Annotated in this window: 18 protein-coding genes; 6 read left to right on the top strand and 12 right to left on the bottom strand. The window is 73.3% G+C overall.

Annotated features, from left to right (window positions below; translation table 11 throughout):
- Nucleotides 1-85: 85 nt before the first annotated feature.
- The gene (locus OTB16_RS22960) at nt 86-1,636 is read left to right on the top strand and encodes a S8 family serine peptidase (protein WP_267722452.1); all 1,551 of its coding nucleotides are present in this window, start codon (nt 86-88) and stop codon (nt 1,634-1,636) included.
- Between the two features lie 126 nt (nt 1,637-1,762).
- Here OTB16_RS22960 and OTB16_RS22955 read toward each other — a convergent pair whose 3' ends face one another.
- The 7 genes from OTB16_RS22955 to OTB16_RS22925 all read right to left on the bottom strand — a co-directional run bounded on the left by OTB16_RS22955 (nt 1,763) and on the right by OTB16_RS22925 (nt 8,947).
- The gene (locus tag OTB16_RS22955; RefSeq protein WP_267722450.1) at nt 1,763-2,806 is read right to left on the bottom strand and encodes a zinc-dependent alcohol dehydrogenase family protein; all 1,044 of its coding nucleotides are present in this window, start codon (nt 2,804-2,806) and stop codon (nt 1,763-1,765) included.
- A gap of 27 nt (nt 2,807-2,833) precedes the next feature.
- A complete protein-coding gene (locus OTB16_RS22950) occupies nt 2,834-3,538 on the bottom strand; it encodes a lysoplasmalogenase (protein WP_420717777.1) in 705 nt (234 codons plus the stop codon).
- Complete coding sequence (locus tag OTB16_RS22945; RefSeq protein WP_267722449.1) at nt 3,535-4,524, bottom strand: sterol desaturase family protein; 990 nt, start codon at nt 4,522-4,524, stop codon at nt 3,535-3,537. Before OTB16_RS22945 ends, OTB16_RS22950 begins: the two co-directional genes overlap by 4 nt.
- A gap of 201 nt (nt 4,525-4,725) precedes the next feature.
- Nucleotides 4,726-5,949, bottom strand: coding sequence for an amidohydrolase family protein (locus OTB16_RS22940; protein ID WP_267722448.1), 1,224 nt, complete (start codon nt 5,947-5,949; stop codon nt 4,726-4,728).
- Nucleotides 5,946-7,253, bottom strand: coding sequence for an amidohydrolase family protein (locus OTB16_RS22935; RefSeq protein ID WP_267722446.1), 1,308 nt, complete (start codon nt 7,251-7,253; stop codon nt 5,946-5,948). The genes OTB16_RS22940 and OTB16_RS22935 overlap by 4 nt, the downstream gene beginning before the upstream one ends.
- Before the next feature lie 10 nt (nt 7,254-7,263).
- Nucleotides 7,264-8,148, bottom strand: a complete 885-nt coding sequence (locus OTB16_RS22930; protein ID WP_267722445.1) for an SDR family NAD(P)-dependent oxidoreductase — start codon at nt 8,146-8,148, stop codon at nt 7,264-7,266.
- Between the two features lies 1 nt (nt 8,149).
- A complete protein-coding gene (locus OTB16_RS22925; protein ID WP_267722444.1) occupies nt 8,150-8,947 on the bottom strand; it encodes an acetoacetate decarboxylase family protein in 798 nt (265 codons plus the stop codon).
- A 112-nt stretch (nt 8,948-9,059) separates the two neighbouring features.
- Here OTB16_RS22925 and OTB16_RS22920 point away from each other — a divergent pair, with 112 nt between their 5' ends.
- The 5 genes from OTB16_RS22920 to OTB16_RS22900 all read left to right on the top strand — a co-directional run bounded on the left by OTB16_RS22920 (nt 9,060) and on the right by OTB16_RS22900 (nt 12,858).
- Entirely contained in the window at nt 9,060-9,695 is a 636-nt protein-coding gene (locus OTB16_RS22920; protein ID WP_267722442.1) for a TetR/AcrR family transcriptional regulator, read from the top strand.
- A 157-nt stretch (nt 9,696-9,852) separates the two neighbouring features.
- Nucleotides 9,853-10,830 (top strand): DEDDh family exonuclease, encoded by a 978-nt coding sequence (locus OTB16_RS22915; protein WP_267722441.1) that lies wholly within the window; start codon nt 9,853-9,855, stop codon nt 10,828-10,830.
- 127 nt (nt 10,831-10,957) lie between these two features.
- Nucleotides 10,958-11,191: a hypothetical protein gene (locus OTB16_RS22910; RefSeq protein ID WP_267722439.1), complete on the top strand. Its 234-nt coding sequence runs from the start codon at nt 10,958-10,960 to the stop codon at nt 11,189-11,191.
- Between the two features lie 116 nt (nt 11,192-11,307).
- Nucleotides 11,308-12,093: an SURF1 family cytochrome oxidase biogenesis protein gene (locus OTB16_RS22905; RefSeq protein ID WP_267722438.1), complete on the top strand. Its 786-nt coding sequence runs from the start codon at nt 11,308-11,310 to the stop codon at nt 12,091-12,093.
- A 9-nt stretch (nt 12,094-12,102) separates the two neighbouring features.
- Nucleotides 12,103-12,858, top strand: a complete 756-nt coding sequence (locus OTB16_RS22900; protein ID WP_267722436.1) for an SDR family oxidoreductase — start codon at nt 12,103-12,105, stop codon at nt 12,856-12,858.
- 43 nt (nt 12,859-12,901) lie between these two features.
- On the opposite strand, the gene amaP is transcribed toward OTB16_RS22900, so the two are convergent.
- The 5 genes from amaP to OTB16_RS22875 are packed head-to-tail and all read right to left on the bottom strand — an operon-like array spanning nt 12,902 to nt 15,124.
- Complete coding sequence (gene amaP / locus OTB16_RS22895) at nt 12,902-13,459, bottom strand: alkaline shock response membrane anchor protein AmaP (RefSeq protein ID WP_267722434.1); 558 nt, start codon at nt 13,457-13,459, stop codon at nt 12,902-12,904.
- Nucleotides 13,460-13,466: 7 nt separating this feature from the next.
- Nucleotides 13,467-14,039, bottom strand: coding sequence for a DUF6286 domain-containing protein (locus tag OTB16_RS22890; RefSeq protein WP_267722432.1), 573 nt, complete (start codon nt 14,037-14,039; stop codon nt 13,467-13,469).
- The gene (locus OTB16_RS22885) at nt 14,036-14,428 is read right to left on the bottom strand and encodes an Asp23/Gls24 family envelope stress response protein (protein WP_267722429.1); all 393 of its coding nucleotides are present in this window, start codon (nt 14,426-14,428) and stop codon (nt 14,036-14,038) included. The genes OTB16_RS22890 and OTB16_RS22885 overlap by 4 nt, the downstream gene beginning before the upstream one ends.
- A gap of 7 nt (nt 14,429-14,435) precedes the next feature.
- A complete protein-coding gene (locus OTB16_RS22880) occupies nt 14,436-14,645 on the bottom strand; it encodes a hypothetical protein (RefSeq protein WP_267722427.1) in 210 nt (69 codons plus the stop codon).
- Nucleotides 14,646-14,689: 44 nt separating this feature from the next.
- Nucleotides 14,690-15,124 carry an Asp23/Gls24 family envelope stress response protein gene (locus OTB16_RS22875; RefSeq protein WP_267722424.1) on the bottom strand — a complete coding sequence of 145 codons (435 nt, stop codon included), beginning with the start codon at nt 15,122-15,124 and terminating at the stop codon, nt 14,690-14,692.
- Nucleotides 15,125-15,160 lie beyond the last annotated feature (36 nt).

The following is a 15,160-nucleotide window of genomic DNA, read 5'->3' as shown; positions in this document are numbered from 1 at the left end:
AACAGCGGTACTAGGTTTCTGTGTCATGAACCCGTCCGACGCAACCGCGTCAGGGCGGCTTTTTCACGGATGATGTGGAGAACCCATGGCGCATCTGGGACCGCGTACCGCCCGGAAGCACGGCCGCCTGGCCGTTCCGGTCGGCCTGGCGCTCACCGCCTCGCTCGCCTTCCTGCCCTCGATCGCCGCCTCCGCGGCCCCGCTGGGCAACACGGCGGCCACGGCGACGGCTTCGAAGCCCGACACCTCGGGGCCCAAGCTCTCGTACGTGGCGAACCTGACCGCGTACGGCACGGTGAAGCAGGCGAAGAAGGCCATCGAGCGGGCCGGCGGCACGGTGGTGACGTCCCACCCGCAGATCGGGGTCGTCGTCGCCCACTCCCAGAACCCGGAGTTCGCCAAGCAGCTGCGGGCACAGCGCAGCCTGTTCGTGTCGGTCGGTGCCACTCGTACGGCCCCGCTGACGACGGTGCAGACCACCGAGGAGGGCACCACGCAGCGGCTGGGCGCGGCGGACGCAGCCAAGGCGGCGGCGCAGGCCGAGCCGGGGCAGGAGCCGCTGGAGTCCAACCAGTGGGACCTGCGGGCGATCAAGGCCGACGAGGCTCACAAGATCAACGATGGCAGCCGGAACGTCACGGTGGGGATCATCGACACGGGTGTCGACGACACCCACCCGGATCTCGCGCCGAACTTCTCCAAGGAGCAGTCCGCCAACTGCGTGGGCGGCGTCGCGGACACCTCCGAGGGCGCGTGGCGTCCGTACGCCGACGGCAGTGACCACGGCACGCACGTGGCCGGCACGATCGGGGCCCCGCGCAACGGCGTCGGTGTCAGCGGTGTCGCGCCGGGCGTGCAGATCGCCGCGATCAAGGTGAGCGAGCCGGCGACCAGCCTGTTCTACACCGAGGCGGTCGTCTGCGGCTTCATGTTCGCCGCCGAGAAGGGGATCGAGGTGACCAACAACAGCTACTACGTCGACCCCTGGTACTTCAACTGCAAGACGGACGACGACCAGAAGGCGCTGGTGGAGGCCCTCAGCCGGGCGAGCAAGTACGCCGAGCGCAAGGGCGTGCTGAACGTCGCCGCGGCCGGCAACGAGAACTTCGACCTCTCCGCCGACTCGATAACGGACGAGACCAGCCCGAACGACACCACCCCGGTGCCGCGCACCATCGACCCGCGCGTCTGCCTGGACGTCCCGACGCAGCTCCCGGGCGTGGTGACGGTGACCGCGACCGGTGACAAGGGCTTCAAGTCCTACTACTCCAGCTACGGCCTCGGAGTCGCGGACGTCTCCGCCCCCGGCGGCGACAAGTGGCAGGTCCCGGGCACCCCGGACGCCAACGGCCGCATCCTGTCCACCATCCCCGGCGGCTACGGCTACAAGCAGGGCACCTCCATGGCGGCCCCGCACGTGGCGGGCGTCGCGGCGCTCCTGAAGAGCGCGCACCCGAAGGCCACTCCCGCGCAGCTCCAGACGATGCTCAAGGGCCAGGCCACCAAGACGGCCTGCCCGGCGCAGGTCTACGACGCCAAGGGCGTCCTGATCGACGCCACCACCTGCGAGAGCAAGTGGGGCCAGACGGGCTACTACGGCTACGGCGTGGTCGACGCGCTGAAGGCCGTCAAGTAACACGTCACGCTGTATCCGGTACGTGAGAGGGCCGGACGGGGCTCACCCCCGCCCGGCCCTCCCGCACGTCCGGCGGGCTCGCGCGCCCGCCGTCGCCCGCCGTCGCCCGGCGTCGCGCGCTTCGCGTCAGGCCTTGATCAGGACCTTCAGCGCGGAGCGGTCGTCCATCGCGCGGTAGCCGTCCGGGACCCCGTCCAGGGTCACCGCCCGGTCGAAGACCGGAGCCGGGTCGATCGCGCCGCTGAGCACGTCCTCCAGCAGCTCCGGGATGTACGCGCGGACGGGGGCGACGCCGCCGCGCAGGGTGATGTTGCGGTCGAACATGATGCCGAGGTCGAGGCCGGTGCCGCTGCCGTGCGGGACGCCGACGTAGCCGACCGCCCCGCCGTCGCGGGTGATGTTCACGGCCGTGCGCATGGACACCTCGGTGCCGACCGCCTCGATGACCGCGTGGGCGCCCCGGCCGCCGGTGAGCTCGCGCACGGCCGCCTCGGCGGCCTCGCCGCGCTCGGCGACGACGTCGGTGGCCCCGAAGAGCTTGGCGATGTCCGTACGGGCGGTGTGGCGGCCCAGCGCGATGATCCGCTCGGCGCCCAGGCGCCTGGCGGCGAGGACCCCGCACAGGCCGACCGCGCCGTCGCCGACGACGGCGACGGTGGAGCCGGGGCGCACGCCCGCGCCCAGCGCGGCGTGGTGCCCGGTGCCCAGGACGTCGGAGAGCGCGAGCAGCCCGGTCAGCAGGTGGTCGTCGGAGGCTGCCGCGGCGGGCAGCTTCACCAGGGTGCCGTCGGCGTGCGGTACGCGGACGGCTTCGCCCTGGCCGCCGTCGTGGCCGACCGAGCCCCAGAAGCCGCCGTGCTCGCAGGATGTGTAGAGGCCCTCGGAGCAGAAGTCACAGGTGCCGTCGGACCACATGAAGGGCGCGACGACGAGGTCGCCCGCGCGCAGGCCGGACACGGCGGAGCCGGTCTCCTCCACGACGCCGAGGAACTCGTGGCCGATGCGCTGCCCGGGCTGGCGCGCGGCCTCGCCCCGGTAGGCCCAGAGGTCGCTGCCGCAGATGCAGGAGCGCAGGACGCGGACGACGGCGTCCTCGGGACGCTGGACCGCGGCGTCGGGCACCTCCTCCACGCGGATGTCGTGCGGGGCGTGGATGACGGTGGCGCGCATGGTGGTGCAGTCCTCCGGCTCAGGGGTTCAGTCTCGTACGACTTCCCTACGGTACGCCTGCCCCGCGGCCAGGACGCCCGTGGCCAGCAGGTACTGGGCGGCCAGGTAGGTGGCCATGATCCAGAAGTCCGGGCGGGGCAGCTGCGGCCACTCCGCGACCCCGGTGGCGATGAGCGTGTCGGAGAGCAGGAACAGCGCGCCGCCGAGGCCGGCCCGGAGCCCGAGGGCGCTGGAGCGCAGCGCCATGGCGGTGAGCAGCAGGCTGTAGCCGGCGACGGGGATGCGCAGGTCGGCGGGGAGGTCGGTCCACATCAGGCCGACGGTCCCGAGGAGGGCGAGCGCGTACCCGCCCGCGAGCAGGGGGTTCGCGGGCCGCTTGCCGAAGAGCACGAGATAGCAGACGTGCCCGACGGCGAAGGAGCCCATGCCGACGAGGAAGGCCGGCTCCGCGTCGAAGAGCAGCGCCAGGTCCCCGCCCCACCCGAACAGCAGGGCCGCGACCAGCAGCCGGGGCGCGCCGCGGGTGAGCGCGTACGCGACGAGCAGCGGCATCAGCAGCGGCTTGAAGACCAGGTGGCCGGGGTCCCAGCCGGCGAGGAGGGAGCCGAGGTCGGCGGCGGTGGCCAGGGCGAACCCGGCGAGGGCGGCCCGGCCGAGCCGCTCCCGCCCGGCGGATGCCCGGCCGTCGGCCCGGGCGGGGGCGGGGCGGCCGGGCGACTCTGCGGTGCTCACGCGGTGGTCTCCCGTACGGGCTGGGGGGCGTCGGCGGCGTCGGTCGCCTGAACGGGGAACGGGACCGGGACCGGGGCCTGAGCCGGCGACTCCGCCTGAGCCGGGGCCTTGGCCGACGGCGACGGCGACAACGGCGCCGGCGCCCGCACCCCGGCCGTGGCCGGCTGCCAGCCCGGGCCGCCGAAGACCCGGCCGGCGCGCTCGCGCCAGCTGTCGGCGGCGCGGACGTCCCGGGCGATGGAGGCGTACTCGTGGGTGGCCACGCGCAACGGGTTGTAGGTGCTGATGTTCTTGGTGAGGCCGAAGATCGGCTTGTCCCCCTCCCCCACCCACGAGCCGAACATCCGGTCCCAGACGATCAGGATCCCGCCGAAGTTCCGGTCCAGGTATCCGCCCTGGGAGGCGTGGTGGACACGGTGGTGGGAGGGGGTGTTGAAGACGTACTCGACCGGCCGCGGCAGCTTGCCGATCCGCTCGGTGTGGATCCCGAACTGGTAGACGAGATTGACCGAGTAGCAGAAGGCCACGGCGGCCGGGTGCACGCCGAGGGCGATCATCGGCAGGTAGAACGGCCAGGACGTCCAGCTGGTCCACGGCTGGCGCAGGGCGGTGGTGAGGTTGAACTTGCGGCTGCTGTGGTGCACGACGTGGCAGGCCCACAGGATGCGGATCACGTGGTGGCCGCGGTGCTGCCAGTAGTAGAGGAAGTCCTGCGCGAGCAGCATCAGCAGGACGGTCCACCACAGCACGGGGACGCGCAGGGGGGTCAGCTCGTAGACCGCCGCGTAGATCAGGGCGATCGGGATCTTCCAGAGGAAGTCGAAGACGAGACTGCCGATCCCCATGCCGAGGCTGGTGACGGCGTCCTTGGTCTCATACCCGGCGGCGTCCTCGTCGGGATGGATCCGGTAGCTCACCAGCTCCACCACGGTGAGCAGCACGAAGGCTGGTATGGACCACAGCACGACATCGGGCAGGTTCGGCATGCCCGCACCATAGAGGCGCTCTCCGGGGTGCCGCTAGGGGTTGTTACCGATCGGTATTCATCGGTGTTACCGGCGGTTCACCCGAAGCCGCGGGAGCACCGGCCCACGACGCCGCCCGCGGGCCCGGTCCGGCCCGCCGGAGCGGTGCGCGACGTGCCTGACGACGGGCCGCGCGGCCGCTCCGGCGGGGCACCCCCGGTGTCACCAGACGCGGACCGAGCCGCCGGGGGCGAAGGCCGGGCTGGTGGCCTGCGGGGGGATCTCGGTCAGCGGCTCGGCGATCTCCGAGACCAGCGGGCCGTGCTCGGCGGCCACCGCGTCCAGCAGGGCGAGGTCGAAGCCGTAGACGCGGGCCGCGTTGCCGCCGACCATCGCCGCGACCTCCTCGCGCGGGAGGCCGGCGTAGGCGATGCGCAGGCCCTCGCGGGAGAAGGGGGCGGTGCCCTCGTCGTGGGGGTAGTCGCTGCCCCACATGATCTTGTCGAGGCCGATCCGGTCCCGCAGCGGGACCTCGTGGGGGCGCATGAAGCTCGCGCCCACGAAGCAGTTGTCCCGCCACACCTCGCTCGGGCCCTTGCCCATCGAGTCGGCGAGGCCCGCGCCGAACTTGGACTCGGCCGTGGCCGAGGCCGCGACCAGGCGGCCGTGGTAGTAGTCCAGCATCTGCATCACGCCCGGGATCCAGCCGGAGCCCTGCTCCGTCAGGACCAGCTTGAGGCCCGGGTGGCGGCGGAACGCGCCGCCGAAGATGAGGTGCCACAGGGCCCGGTGCGAGAACCAGGTCGTCTCCACCATGAAGACGGCCCGCGCGGCCGGTTCGTCGCCGAGCGGCGGGGACGCCGAGCCGCCGTGGTGGTTGACCGGGACGTCCAGCTCGTCGCAGACCGCCCAGATCGGATCGTAAGCGGCCGAGTAGAGCTCCGGGACCCCGCTGCCGGGCGGGGCGCCCGGCAGCAGGATGCCGCCCGTCAGGCCGGCCTCCTTCGTACGGCGGATCTCCCGCACCGCCGCGTCGACGTCGTTCAGCAGGATCTGCGCCACGCCCGCCCGGCGGCCCGGGGCGTCCGCGCAGAAGTCCGCCAGCCAGCGGTTGTGGGCCTGGAGCCCGGCCCAGCGCAGGGTGAACTCCGCGGCCGTCGGGGGCTGGGCCATCAGCGAGGCGCTGGGGAAGAACGGCGGGATGGTGTTGGGGAAGAGCACCTCCGCCACGATCCCGTCGGCCTCCATCTCGGCCAGCCGGCGCCGGGAGTTCCAGTTGCGGTCCGCCGTGTCCGCGAGCAGGTCCTCGTACGGGTTGGTGTACGCGGCCGCCCAGGCGTCGAACTCGTCGTGGTGGCGCTTCTCCAGGTACGGCCTGTAGTCCAGCAGGGCGGCGCCCGCGTGGCAGTCCGCCGAGATGACGGTGTACCGGTCCGCTCCGCTCACGGGTTCACCCCCAGCACCGGGAAGTCGTGCTCGGTCAGCCAGTGCCGGCCCACCTCCCGGGAGCGGGACCAGGAGGCCTCCACCGCGCCCTGGTCGGCGGGCTGGCCCAGGTCGGCCGGGCGGGGGCCGATCCGGCGGGCGATCGGGGCGAGCGCGTCCGTGTCGAAGCCGAACACCTCCGCGGCCGCCAGGCCGAGCATCCGCCGGGTCTCGGCGACCGGGATGTCGTGGAAGGTGTTCCGCAGCCACGCCCGGGTGTTCGGCCAGGTCCCCTCGGGGTGCGGGAAGTCCGAGCCCCACAGGATGTTGTCCACGCCGATCTCGTAGCGCTGGGCCAGCTCCCTGCGCTTGGTGTTGGTCGCGCAGATGAACACCTGCCGGTCCAGGTACTCGCTGGGCGGGCGCTTCAGTTCCTCGAACGGCGAGAGCTTCTTGCCGCCGTGGGCGCCGAGGTAGAGGCGGTCCATGAACCACAGCTGGTTCGGCAGCCACCAGCAGCCCGACTCGGCGACGCCGAACTTCAGGCCGGGGTGCCGCTCGAAGACGCCCGACCAGAGCAGGAACCACAGCGGCCGGGCGGGCCACCAGGTCACCTCGGAGACGAAGATGCCCAGGTGGTCGCCGTACTCGTGGCGCGGTGAGGATCCGGAGTGGGTGACGACCGGCATCCCCGTCTCGGCCGCCGCCGCCCATACGGGGTCGTAACGGCGGTCGTGGTAGGGCGCCTTGTCGACCCACATCGCGGGGATCATCAGCGCGCCCAGCCCGGACGCCTTGGCCCGGTGGATCTCCGCGACGACCGTGTCCGGCTCACCCGTGATGGGCAGCAGGGCGACGCCGCAGTGGCGCTCGGGGGTCCCCGAGACGAACTCGGCCAGCCACCGGTTGTGCGCCTGCGCGCCCGCCATGCCGAGTTCGGGGTCCTGGTCGCCGGAGAGGCCGAGGCCCACTCCGAAGGGGGCCGCGGTCTGGCTGTCGACGGCGTCCGCGTCGGGGAAGACGACCTCGGCCGCCACGCCGTCGCCGTCGAGTTCCTTCAGTCGCTGTCCGGTGTCCCAGCCGCCCTTGAGGCCCTCCTCGTGGTCGTGGAACCACTTCTCCGCGAAGGCCTCGTTGCGCACGCCGAGGCGGGTGGCCTCGGCGCGGCGGGCGTCGCGCTGGCCGAGGAACTCGTCGAACTGTCGGTGGAAGCGGGAGTCCAGGTAGGGGCGGTACCGCTCGGTCGGCAGGCCCGCGTGGCAGTCGGAGGAGATGATCAGGTACGGGTCTTCGGCGTTGTCTCGCACAGGCGTCTCGTCAGGCACGGCGGGCCCCTCAGTCGAGGATGAAGCTTTCCAGGTAGGCGGGATTGGCGCGGTCGAGCATCGACCGCGACCGGGCGCGGATCTGCCGGTCGCTGTGCTCGCTCGCCGGGAGCATCCAGAAGCGGTCGGCGCGGATGCCGTCGACGACGTGCTCGGCGACCTCCTCGACGGGGGTGAACTCCACCGCGTGCCCGGCCTGTCTCATGGCGGCCTCGTACTGGTCCAGGCTGCGGTACGGCGACTTGCGCGGGCGCTCCTTCGCGTACCGGTCGGGCCGGTTGCGGTGGGACTCCCACAGCCCGGTGCGCAGCATGTGCGGTCCGGGGAAGAGGACGGAGGCGCCGACGTCCGCGCCCTCCGCCCTGAGGTGGGCGTACAGCGACTCGGTCATGGTGACCACGGCCGCCTTGGTGACGGCGTACACGGAGGCGGTGGGCAGCGGGGCGATGCCGCCGTCGCCGGAGGAGGTGTTGACGACGTGGCCGGGGGCGCCGGCCGCGATCATGCGGGGGACGAAGGCCTGGATGCCGTGGAAGACGCCCCACACGTTGACGGAGAAGGCCCATTTCCAGTCGTTGGGCTCGTGCTCCCACATCCGGCCCTCGGCGCCGGAGCCGACGCCCGCGTTGTTGCAGAGCACGTGCACGGCGCCGAAGGCGTCGTAGGCCGCGTCCGCGAGGGAGAGCACGCAGTCGCGGTCGCTGACGTCGACGGTCTTGGCCAGTACCTCGGCCCCGTCCTCGGCGAGTTCACCGGCCGCCTTGCGCAGGGCGCCCTCCTCGACGTCGGCGAGGACGACCTTGAGGCCCTCGGCGGCGAAGCGGCGGGCCATCGCGAGGCCGATGCCGCTCGCGGCGCCGGTGACGACGGCCACCTGTCCCGGTTCGAGCCGCATGTCAGACGCTCCCCTCGGGCGGACCGTCGAGGATCTGCAGGGGGTCGTCGTAGCGCTGGTGGATGTACGGGAGCAGGGCCTGGGCGCTGACCCGCTCGACGACCCGGCCCCGCTGGTCGGTGGTCTTCTCGCCGATGGTGATCTCCACGATCCGCAGGACGGGGAGGTCGGCGACGGGGTCGAACATCGACTCCCGGAGCACCACGTCACCCGTGATGTGCTCCAGCTTGCGGACCTTCTCGTTGCGCGTGCAGTGGACGAGGACCGGATCCGCGTCGAAGCCCGCGCCGTCGACGGCCGGGGAGAACTTGAAGTAGAAGTCGGTCTTGCGGGCCGGCTCGGGCAGCGGCAGCACCCGGTCCACCGCCCCGCGGACCTCCACGAACGCGATCCCGTGCCGGGCGAGCGAGGCCCGTACGACGAGCCCGTCGCGCTCCACCGTGACCTCGCCCAGCTTCTTCGGCTCGCCGAAGACCTCGCGGCCGCCGATCAGCGCGCGCTCGTGGGTCATCGGCATGACCAGCGGGTACCAGCCCTCGACGCCGCCGTGCCGGGCGGCGACGGCCACCGAGCCCGCCCCGAGCGGGTAGCCGGGGAGGTCGACCTTGCTGATGTTCGCCCGTACCAGGGGCCGGTCGGCCGGCTTGAGCGGCGGCGGCAGGACCGCCGCCACCACGTCCGGGTCGCTCTCCCAGACGGCCACCACGCCCGTGGACCAGATGTCGGGAAGCTTGGAGCTCTTCTCGCGCGACGCCGCGATCTCGGCCTCGGTCCGCGCTCCGTACCGTACGCGTGCCATCTCTCGCACCACCCTTCGGTCGGTTCTGTAACACAGTTACACCGCCACCGATGAAGGGTAAATACCCTTGCACGCAACAGAACTGACGGATCGACAGACGGGCGAACCGGGGATGGCCAGAAGCACACTGACCCGAGCGGAGGTGCTGGACGCCGCCGTGCTCCTGGTCAAACGGCACGGCCCGGCCGCCCTCACCATGCGCAAACTCGCCGCCGAGCTGGGCACCGCGGTGACCTCCATCTACTGGCACGTCGGCAACCGCGAATCACTGCTCGACGCCCTCGTGGAGCGGACCGTGGAGGAGATGGGCGCGATCCGCCCGGCCGGGCGCACCCCCGGCGCCCGCATCCTGTCGGTGGCGCGGATCCTGCGCCGCGAACTGCGGGAGCGGCCGCACCTGATCGCGATGGTCCACGAACGCGGTCTCACCGAGCGGATGTTCCTGCCCGCGCAGCAGGCCCTCGTCCACGAGGTGCACGCCGCCGGGCTGCGCGGCGCCCGGGCGGCCGACGCGGTGCGCGTGATCCAGTTCCAGGTCATCGGCTTCCTCCTCGTCGAGCGCAACCGCGAGCGCTCCCCCGCCCAGTCCCCCGCCGAGAGCGACCTCTGGGACCCGGCCGCCGCGCCCCGCGATCCCGCCCTCGCCCGTGCGCTGGCCCGCCCGGCCGATCCGGAGCGGATCTTCCTGATCTCGGTGAAGTCCTTGGTCACGGCCCTGCTCCCGGAGGCATCCGGAACGCCCCGGTGAGGCACCGCGCATCCCGCCCGCCGCCAGAGCCCGTTGACGGCCGCGGACTCGGACGGCTCCCGGCCGCCGGACCGCGTCGCCGGCCCGGGCCGGGGGGCGCGCGGCGACCGTGCGCACCCGTCGCGGACAAGGCTGTCGGTCGGGGCCGATATCCTCTGTGACCATGCTCGACGACCGTACGACCGCAGACACGATGTGGCCGACCGCGTACCCACAGGGGTACGCGGTCGTCGACGTGGAGACCACCGGGCTCGCTCGCGACGACCGGATAGTCTCCGCCGCCGTCTACCGGCTCGACGCGCAGGGCAATGTCGAGGACCACTGGTACACCCTCGTCAACCCGCAGCGGGACCCCGGACCCGTGTGGATCCACGGCCTGACCAGCGACCTGCTCCAGGACGCCCCGCTCTTCGGGGACATCGCCGAGGAGTTCGCCGGGCGGCTCGCGGACCGCGTCCTGGTCGCGCACAACGCCATCTTCGACTGGCAGATGATCGCCCGGGAGTACGCGCGGGCCGCCGCGACCGCGCCGGTCCGTCAGCGGCTGTGCACCATCGCCCTGTCGAAGGAGCTCAACCTCCCGCTGCCCAACCACAAGCTGGAGTCGCTGGCCGCGCACTTCGGCGTGGTCCAGCAGCGCGCCCACCACGCGCTCGACGACGCCCGGGTGCTCGCGGAGGCCTTCCGCCCCTCGCTGCACGCGGCCGCCCGGGACGGCGTACGGCTGCCCCTGCTGGAGTGCCGGCCGCTGACGGAGTGGTCGGACTCCCCCGTCACCCCGCGGGTGGGCCACCAGGCCTCGTACGGAAGCGGCAGCTGGCGCCCCTCGCGCAGGCGGCCGGCGTGCCCGCACCCGAACCCGGGCCGCTTCGAGGACGGCAAGCCGCTGAAGCAGGGCATGCGCGTCGCCTTCTCCGGCGACACCTCGGTGGACCGCGAGCTGTTGGAGGACCGCGCCGTCGAGGCGGGACTGCACGTGGCGACGAGCGTGTCGCGGCTCACCAGCCTGCTGGTGACGAACGACCCCGACTCGGCGACATCGAAGACCGTCAAGGCGCGGTCCTTCGGCACCCCCGTCGTCGACGAGGCGGCCTTCACGCAGTTGCTGCGCGACGTGGCCGCCGCGCAGGACTGAGGGCCGCGCCGGGGGGCCGGCGGCGCACGGCCGGGGGCCGGGCCGCGTTGCTCCGGCCGGGTGCAGGCGCGGCGACTCACCCCGGTGGATCTTGTTCCGCTCCGCTGCCGTGCGCAGCATTCGGCGCATGGCACGTTGTGAGGTCTGCGGAAACGATTACGGCATGTCGTTCGAAGTGCACGCGCAGGGCGCCGTGCACGTCTTCGACTGCTTCTCCTGCGCCATTCACCGCATGGCGCCCATCTGCGAGCACTGCCGGGTCCAGATCATCGGGCAGGGCGTCGAGGTCGAGGGCCAGTGGTTCTGCGGGGCGCACTGCGCCCGTGCGGAAGGGAAGGTGGGCGTCGTCGACCGCGTCTGACTCCCCTCCCCGGCCGGCGGGGGCCGCCCCGCCCGCGCGGCGCGGCTCCCGCCGGCCGGACCCCGGACGGCCACCCGGCCACCGGGGTCCCTCCGGCTGGGGGTACCGTCGTGGGCGTGTACCGCTTTGTGCTGACCCGGCAGTGGGTGTGTCTGACCCTCGTCGCCCTGGCCTTCATCCCCGCGACGATCAAGCTGGGGTTCTGGCAGTTCCACCGCCATGAGCACCGGGTCGCGCAGAACGAGCTCATCGAGGCGAACCTGCGCGACGAGCCGGTCCCCGTGACCGAGGTCACCTCTCCCGGCCACCGGGTCCCCCGCGCGGACTTCTGGCGCGCCGTCACCGCGACGGGTACGTACGACACCGCGCACGAGGTCGTCGTGCGGATGCGGACCGACGGGGACGACAAGGTCGGCTTCCACGTCCTGACCCCGCTGGTGCTCGCCGACGGCCGGGCCGTCCTGGTCAACCGGGGCTGGGTGCCGGGCGGCGACGATCCCCGGGCGTTCCCGCCGGTGCCCGCCGCGCCCGCGGGCGAGGTGACGCTCACCGGCCGGCTGAAGGCCGACGAGACGAGCGGCAGCAGCGGGATCAAGGACCGCAAGGGGCTTCCGGACCGTCAGGTGATGCTGATCAACAGCGCAGGGCAGGCGGAGTACCTGGGCCGGCCGGTCCTCGGCGGCTACATGGAACTCACCGGTCCGGCCCCCGCGGACGGCAGCCCCCGGATGATCGGCGACCCCGACCACGACTCCATCGGACCCCACATGGCGTACGCCGTCCAGTGGTGGCTGTTCACCGCCGCGGTCCCGGTGGGCTGGGTGATCCTCGTACGCCGCGAGAAGCGCGACCTCGACGAGCAGGCCGCCCGATCCGCCGAGCGGGAGCCCGCGACGGCGTAGCGTGTCGGCATGGATCTTGGACTGAAAGACCGTGTCTACGTCGTCACCGGGGCCACGCGCGGCCTCGGCTACGCCTCCGCCCGTGAACTGGCCGCCGACGGCGCGAAGGTGCTGCTGACCGGCCGGGACGAGAAGCGGGCGGCCGACGCCGCCGCCTCGCTCGGCCCGAACGCGGCCGGCGTCGCAGCCGACAACTCCGACCCGGCCGCGGCGGGACGGCTCGTCGCCACCGCCCGCGAGCGCTTCGGCCGCTTCGACGGCATCCTGATCAGCGTCGGCGGCCCGGCCCCGGGCACCGCGGCGGACAACACCGACGAACAGTGGTCGGCGGCCTTCGAGTCGGTCTTCCTGGGCGCGGTCCGCCTCGCGCGGACGGCCGCCGCCGAGCTGGGCGAGGGCGGGGTCATCGGATTCGTCCTGTCGGGCTCGGTCCACGAGCCGATCCCGGGCCTCACCATCTCCAACGGCCTGCGCCCGGGCCTCGCGGGCTTCGCGAAGTCCCTTTCCGTCGAACTCGGTCCGCGCGGCATCCGTGTCGTGGGCCTGCTCCCGGCCCGCATCGACACCGACCGGGTGCGCGAGCTCGACGCGCTGTCCGGCGACGCGGCGACCGCGCGGGCGGGGAACGAGTCCCGCATCCCGCTGCGGCGCTACGGCGACCCGGAGGAGTTCGGCCGCACGGCGGCGTTCCTGCTGTCCCCCGCGGCGTCCTACCTGACGGGCGTCATGCTCCCGGTCGACGGGGGCTTCCGGCACGGCTTCTGACCGGCCGTGCCCGCCCGGGCCCGGCGCAGCCGCCGGGCCCGGTTCACGACACCCGCCGGGCCCGGTGGGACGTCACCTTCAGGCGGGCCTCCGCCGGCAGTGCCGGGAGTCCCGCCGAGTTACGGGCGTGCGTCAGCACCGGGCCCGCCAGCGCCGCCAGGGCGTCGGCGGGCACCGCGTGCGGCTCCAGCTCCAGCGCGACCCGCAGCGCGGGCGATCCGCGCCGGCCGCGCAGCGCGACCCGGCAGCCGGCGACCCCGTCGAGGGCGCCGGCCTCCGCGGCCACCGCCTCCTCCAGCGCCCGGCCCCGCAGCAGGGCGAAGGCCCCGTCCCCGGTGTCGACGGCCACGGCCCGCAGGCGCGAGCGCCTGAGCTGGGCCAGCAGCCACCACAGCGCCAGCACCACGCACAGCCCGAGCCCGGCGGCCACCGCCCACCAGTACCAGCCCTCGCCGTGCCCGTACCGCTGCCGGGTGGCGGCGCTCAGCAGTGGCGCCTTGCGCCCGCCGAACGGCCACGACCCCGTCAGCACCGCGGCTCCGGCGGCCATCAGGACCAGCCCGAGCACCGCCAGCACGATCCGGTTCACCACCCCGAGCACTCCGCGCTCACCTCCCCACTCGTACGCGCGTCCGCGGCGGGTGCGCGAGACCCAGTTCTCCGACGCCGACGGCGAGCACCGCGTCCAGGTCGGCCCGTACGTCGTCCAGCTCCCGGAAGTGCGAGGTGGCCCGGACCCTGATGCGGGAGCGGCCCACCTTCACCCGGGCCGACCGCACCCCGGGCACCTCCATGGCGCGGTCCCGCAGCACCTGGGCCGCGTCCTTGCGGCCGAGCGCGGCCCGTACGCCCGTGGCCCGGTCCGGGTCGGGCGTGCCCATCGGCAGGATCGACCGGAGTCCGGGGGCGAGGGCCAGCACCAGGAGCAGCAGCCCGACCGCGGCCAGCACGCCGCCGCCGAGGATCACGCCCGGGTCGGCCGGGGTCTGCCGTTCCAGCTGGTGGGCGAGGTAGCGGCGCCAGCTCATCCCCGGGCGGTGGGCCCGTACCGCGATCAGGTCGTACAGAAGCACACCCGCCGCGCCCATCACCGCGACGGCGGCGAGGGCGGCCGGGACGCGCCGCGCGGAACGCAGCCGCGCGGAGGGAGCGGTGCCGGCGGGGGGCGGCGGGGCCGTCACCGCAGCCGCCGGTCCCGCCCGGCGGGAAGCCGGGTGTGCGTGGAGTGCAGGTGCTCGATGTCGATGTCCACCTCGGGTACGGACATCGCCGCGCACTCCTCGACCCGCCGGGCGACCTGACTGCGTACGGCCGCGCACTGGGCCGCGAGGTCGGAGGGGTAGTCGAGCTCCAGGCTGATCCGGACCCGTGCGATGTCGTGGTGCACCGTGACGGTGGCGTGCGGGGCCGCCGCCCCGGAGCGATGGCCGGCCGCGGGCCCGCCCGGGCGCGCCGCGAGCGCCTCCCGGGCGGCCTGGGCAGCGATCTTCGCGACGACCCGGTCGGCGATGCGGGTGGCTCCCCGGTCCCCGGGGTCCACCCCCGACGCGGTGGTCTTGGACGTGCTCATCGGGGCCTCACCTGTCCCGGTCGTCGCGACCGCGGACCCGGCCGCGATCGCGGGGGCGGAACAGATCGCCAGGATCCAGGTCCCCGTCGAGGAACCGGCCCAGGACGAAGCCGATGGCGCCGAGGGCGGCCACCAGCAGGAAGGCCCCGAAGCCGCCGAAATAGCCGGCGAACCCCAGTGCCATGCCGGCCAACAGGCCGACGACCGCCATGCTCATGCGGGCTCCTCTCGCCGGAGCGAAGTGGTGGAGGGGGGCACGGCCTAGTGGAGCCGGGACTCCGGCTCCTCGTCTTCCTCGTCGGGCAGTTTGACGTCGCTGACCGCGATGTTGACCTCGACCACCTCCAGGCCGGTCATCCGCTCGACCGCCGAGATGACGTTCTCACGGACCGCCCGGGCCACGTCACGGATCGACACGCCGTATTCGACGACGATCTCCAGGTCGAGGGCGGTCTGGACCTCGCCGACCTCTGCCTTCACCCCGCGGCTCACGCCCGCTTTGGCGCCGCCGGGAACCCGGTCCCGCACGGCCCCGAACGTACGGGAGAGGCCGGTGCCGCTCCCCATGGCGTGTACCCCGAAGACTTCGCGCGCGGCCAGTCCGGCGATCTTCTCGACCACCCCGTCGGCGACGGTCGTACGGCCCCGGTCGCCGGGCTCCTTGGTGATGTGTCCCCCTGCTGCGGATTCAGTCATCGCTTGTCCTTAGAAGTGGAAGCTTGGACTCCTGAC

The organism is Streptomyces antarcticus (genome assembly GCF_026627255.1).
Classification (GTDB): domain Bacteria; phylum Actinomycetota; class Actinomycetes; order Streptomycetales; family Streptomycetaceae; genus Streptomyces; species Streptomyces antarcticus.
Note: the sequence above shows the minus strand (reverse complement) of the source record. Positions and strands in the feature narration are given on the sequence as shown.

Bases quoted from the DNA above. Each gene is read 5' to 3' on its own strand.
- OTB16_RS22885 (WP_267722429.1), bottom strand. From the start codon at position 14,428: ATGAGCACGTCCAAGACCACCGCGTCGGGGGTGGACCCCGGGGACCGG.
- OTB16_RS22920 (WP_267722442.1), top strand. From the start codon at position 9,060: ATGGCCAGAAGCACACTGACCCGAGCGGAGGTGCTGGACGCCGCCGTG.
- OTB16_RS22925 (WP_267722444.1), bottom strand. From the start codon at position 8,947: ATGGCACGCGTACGGTACGGAGCGCGGACCGAGGCCGAGATCGCGGCG.
- OTB16_RS22945 (WP_267722449.1), bottom strand. From the start codon at position 4,524: ATGCCGAACCTGCCCGATGTCGTGCTGTGGTCCATACCAGCCTTCGTG.
- OTB16_RS22880 (WP_267722427.1), bottom strand. From the start codon at position 14,645: ATGAGCATGGCGGTCGTCGGCCTGTTGGCCGGCATGGCACTGGGGTTC.
- OTB16_RS22930 (WP_267722445.1), bottom strand. From the start codon at position 8,148: ATGCGGCTCGAACCGGGACAGGTGGCCGTCGTCACCGGCGCCGCGAGC.
- OTB16_RS22910 (WP_267722439.1), top strand. From the start codon at position 10,958: ATGGCACGTTGTGAGGTCTGCGGAAACGATTACGGCATGTCGTTCGAA.
- OTB16_RS22875 (WP_267722424.1), bottom strand. From the start codon at position 15,124: ATGACTGAATCCGCAGCAGGGGGACACATCACCAAGGAGCCCGGCGAC.
- OTB16_RS22960 (WP_267722452.1), top strand. From the start codon at position 86: ATGGCGCATCTGGGACCGCGTACCGCCCGGAAGCACGGCCGCCTGGCC.
- OTB16_RS22900 (WP_267722436.1), top strand. From the start codon at position 12,103: ATGGATCTTGGACTGAAAGACCGTGTCTACGTCGTCACCGGGGCCACG.
- OTB16_RS22955 (WP_267722450.1), bottom strand. From the start codon at position 2,806: ATGCGCGCCACCGTCATCCACGCCCCGCACGACATCCGCGTGGAGGAG.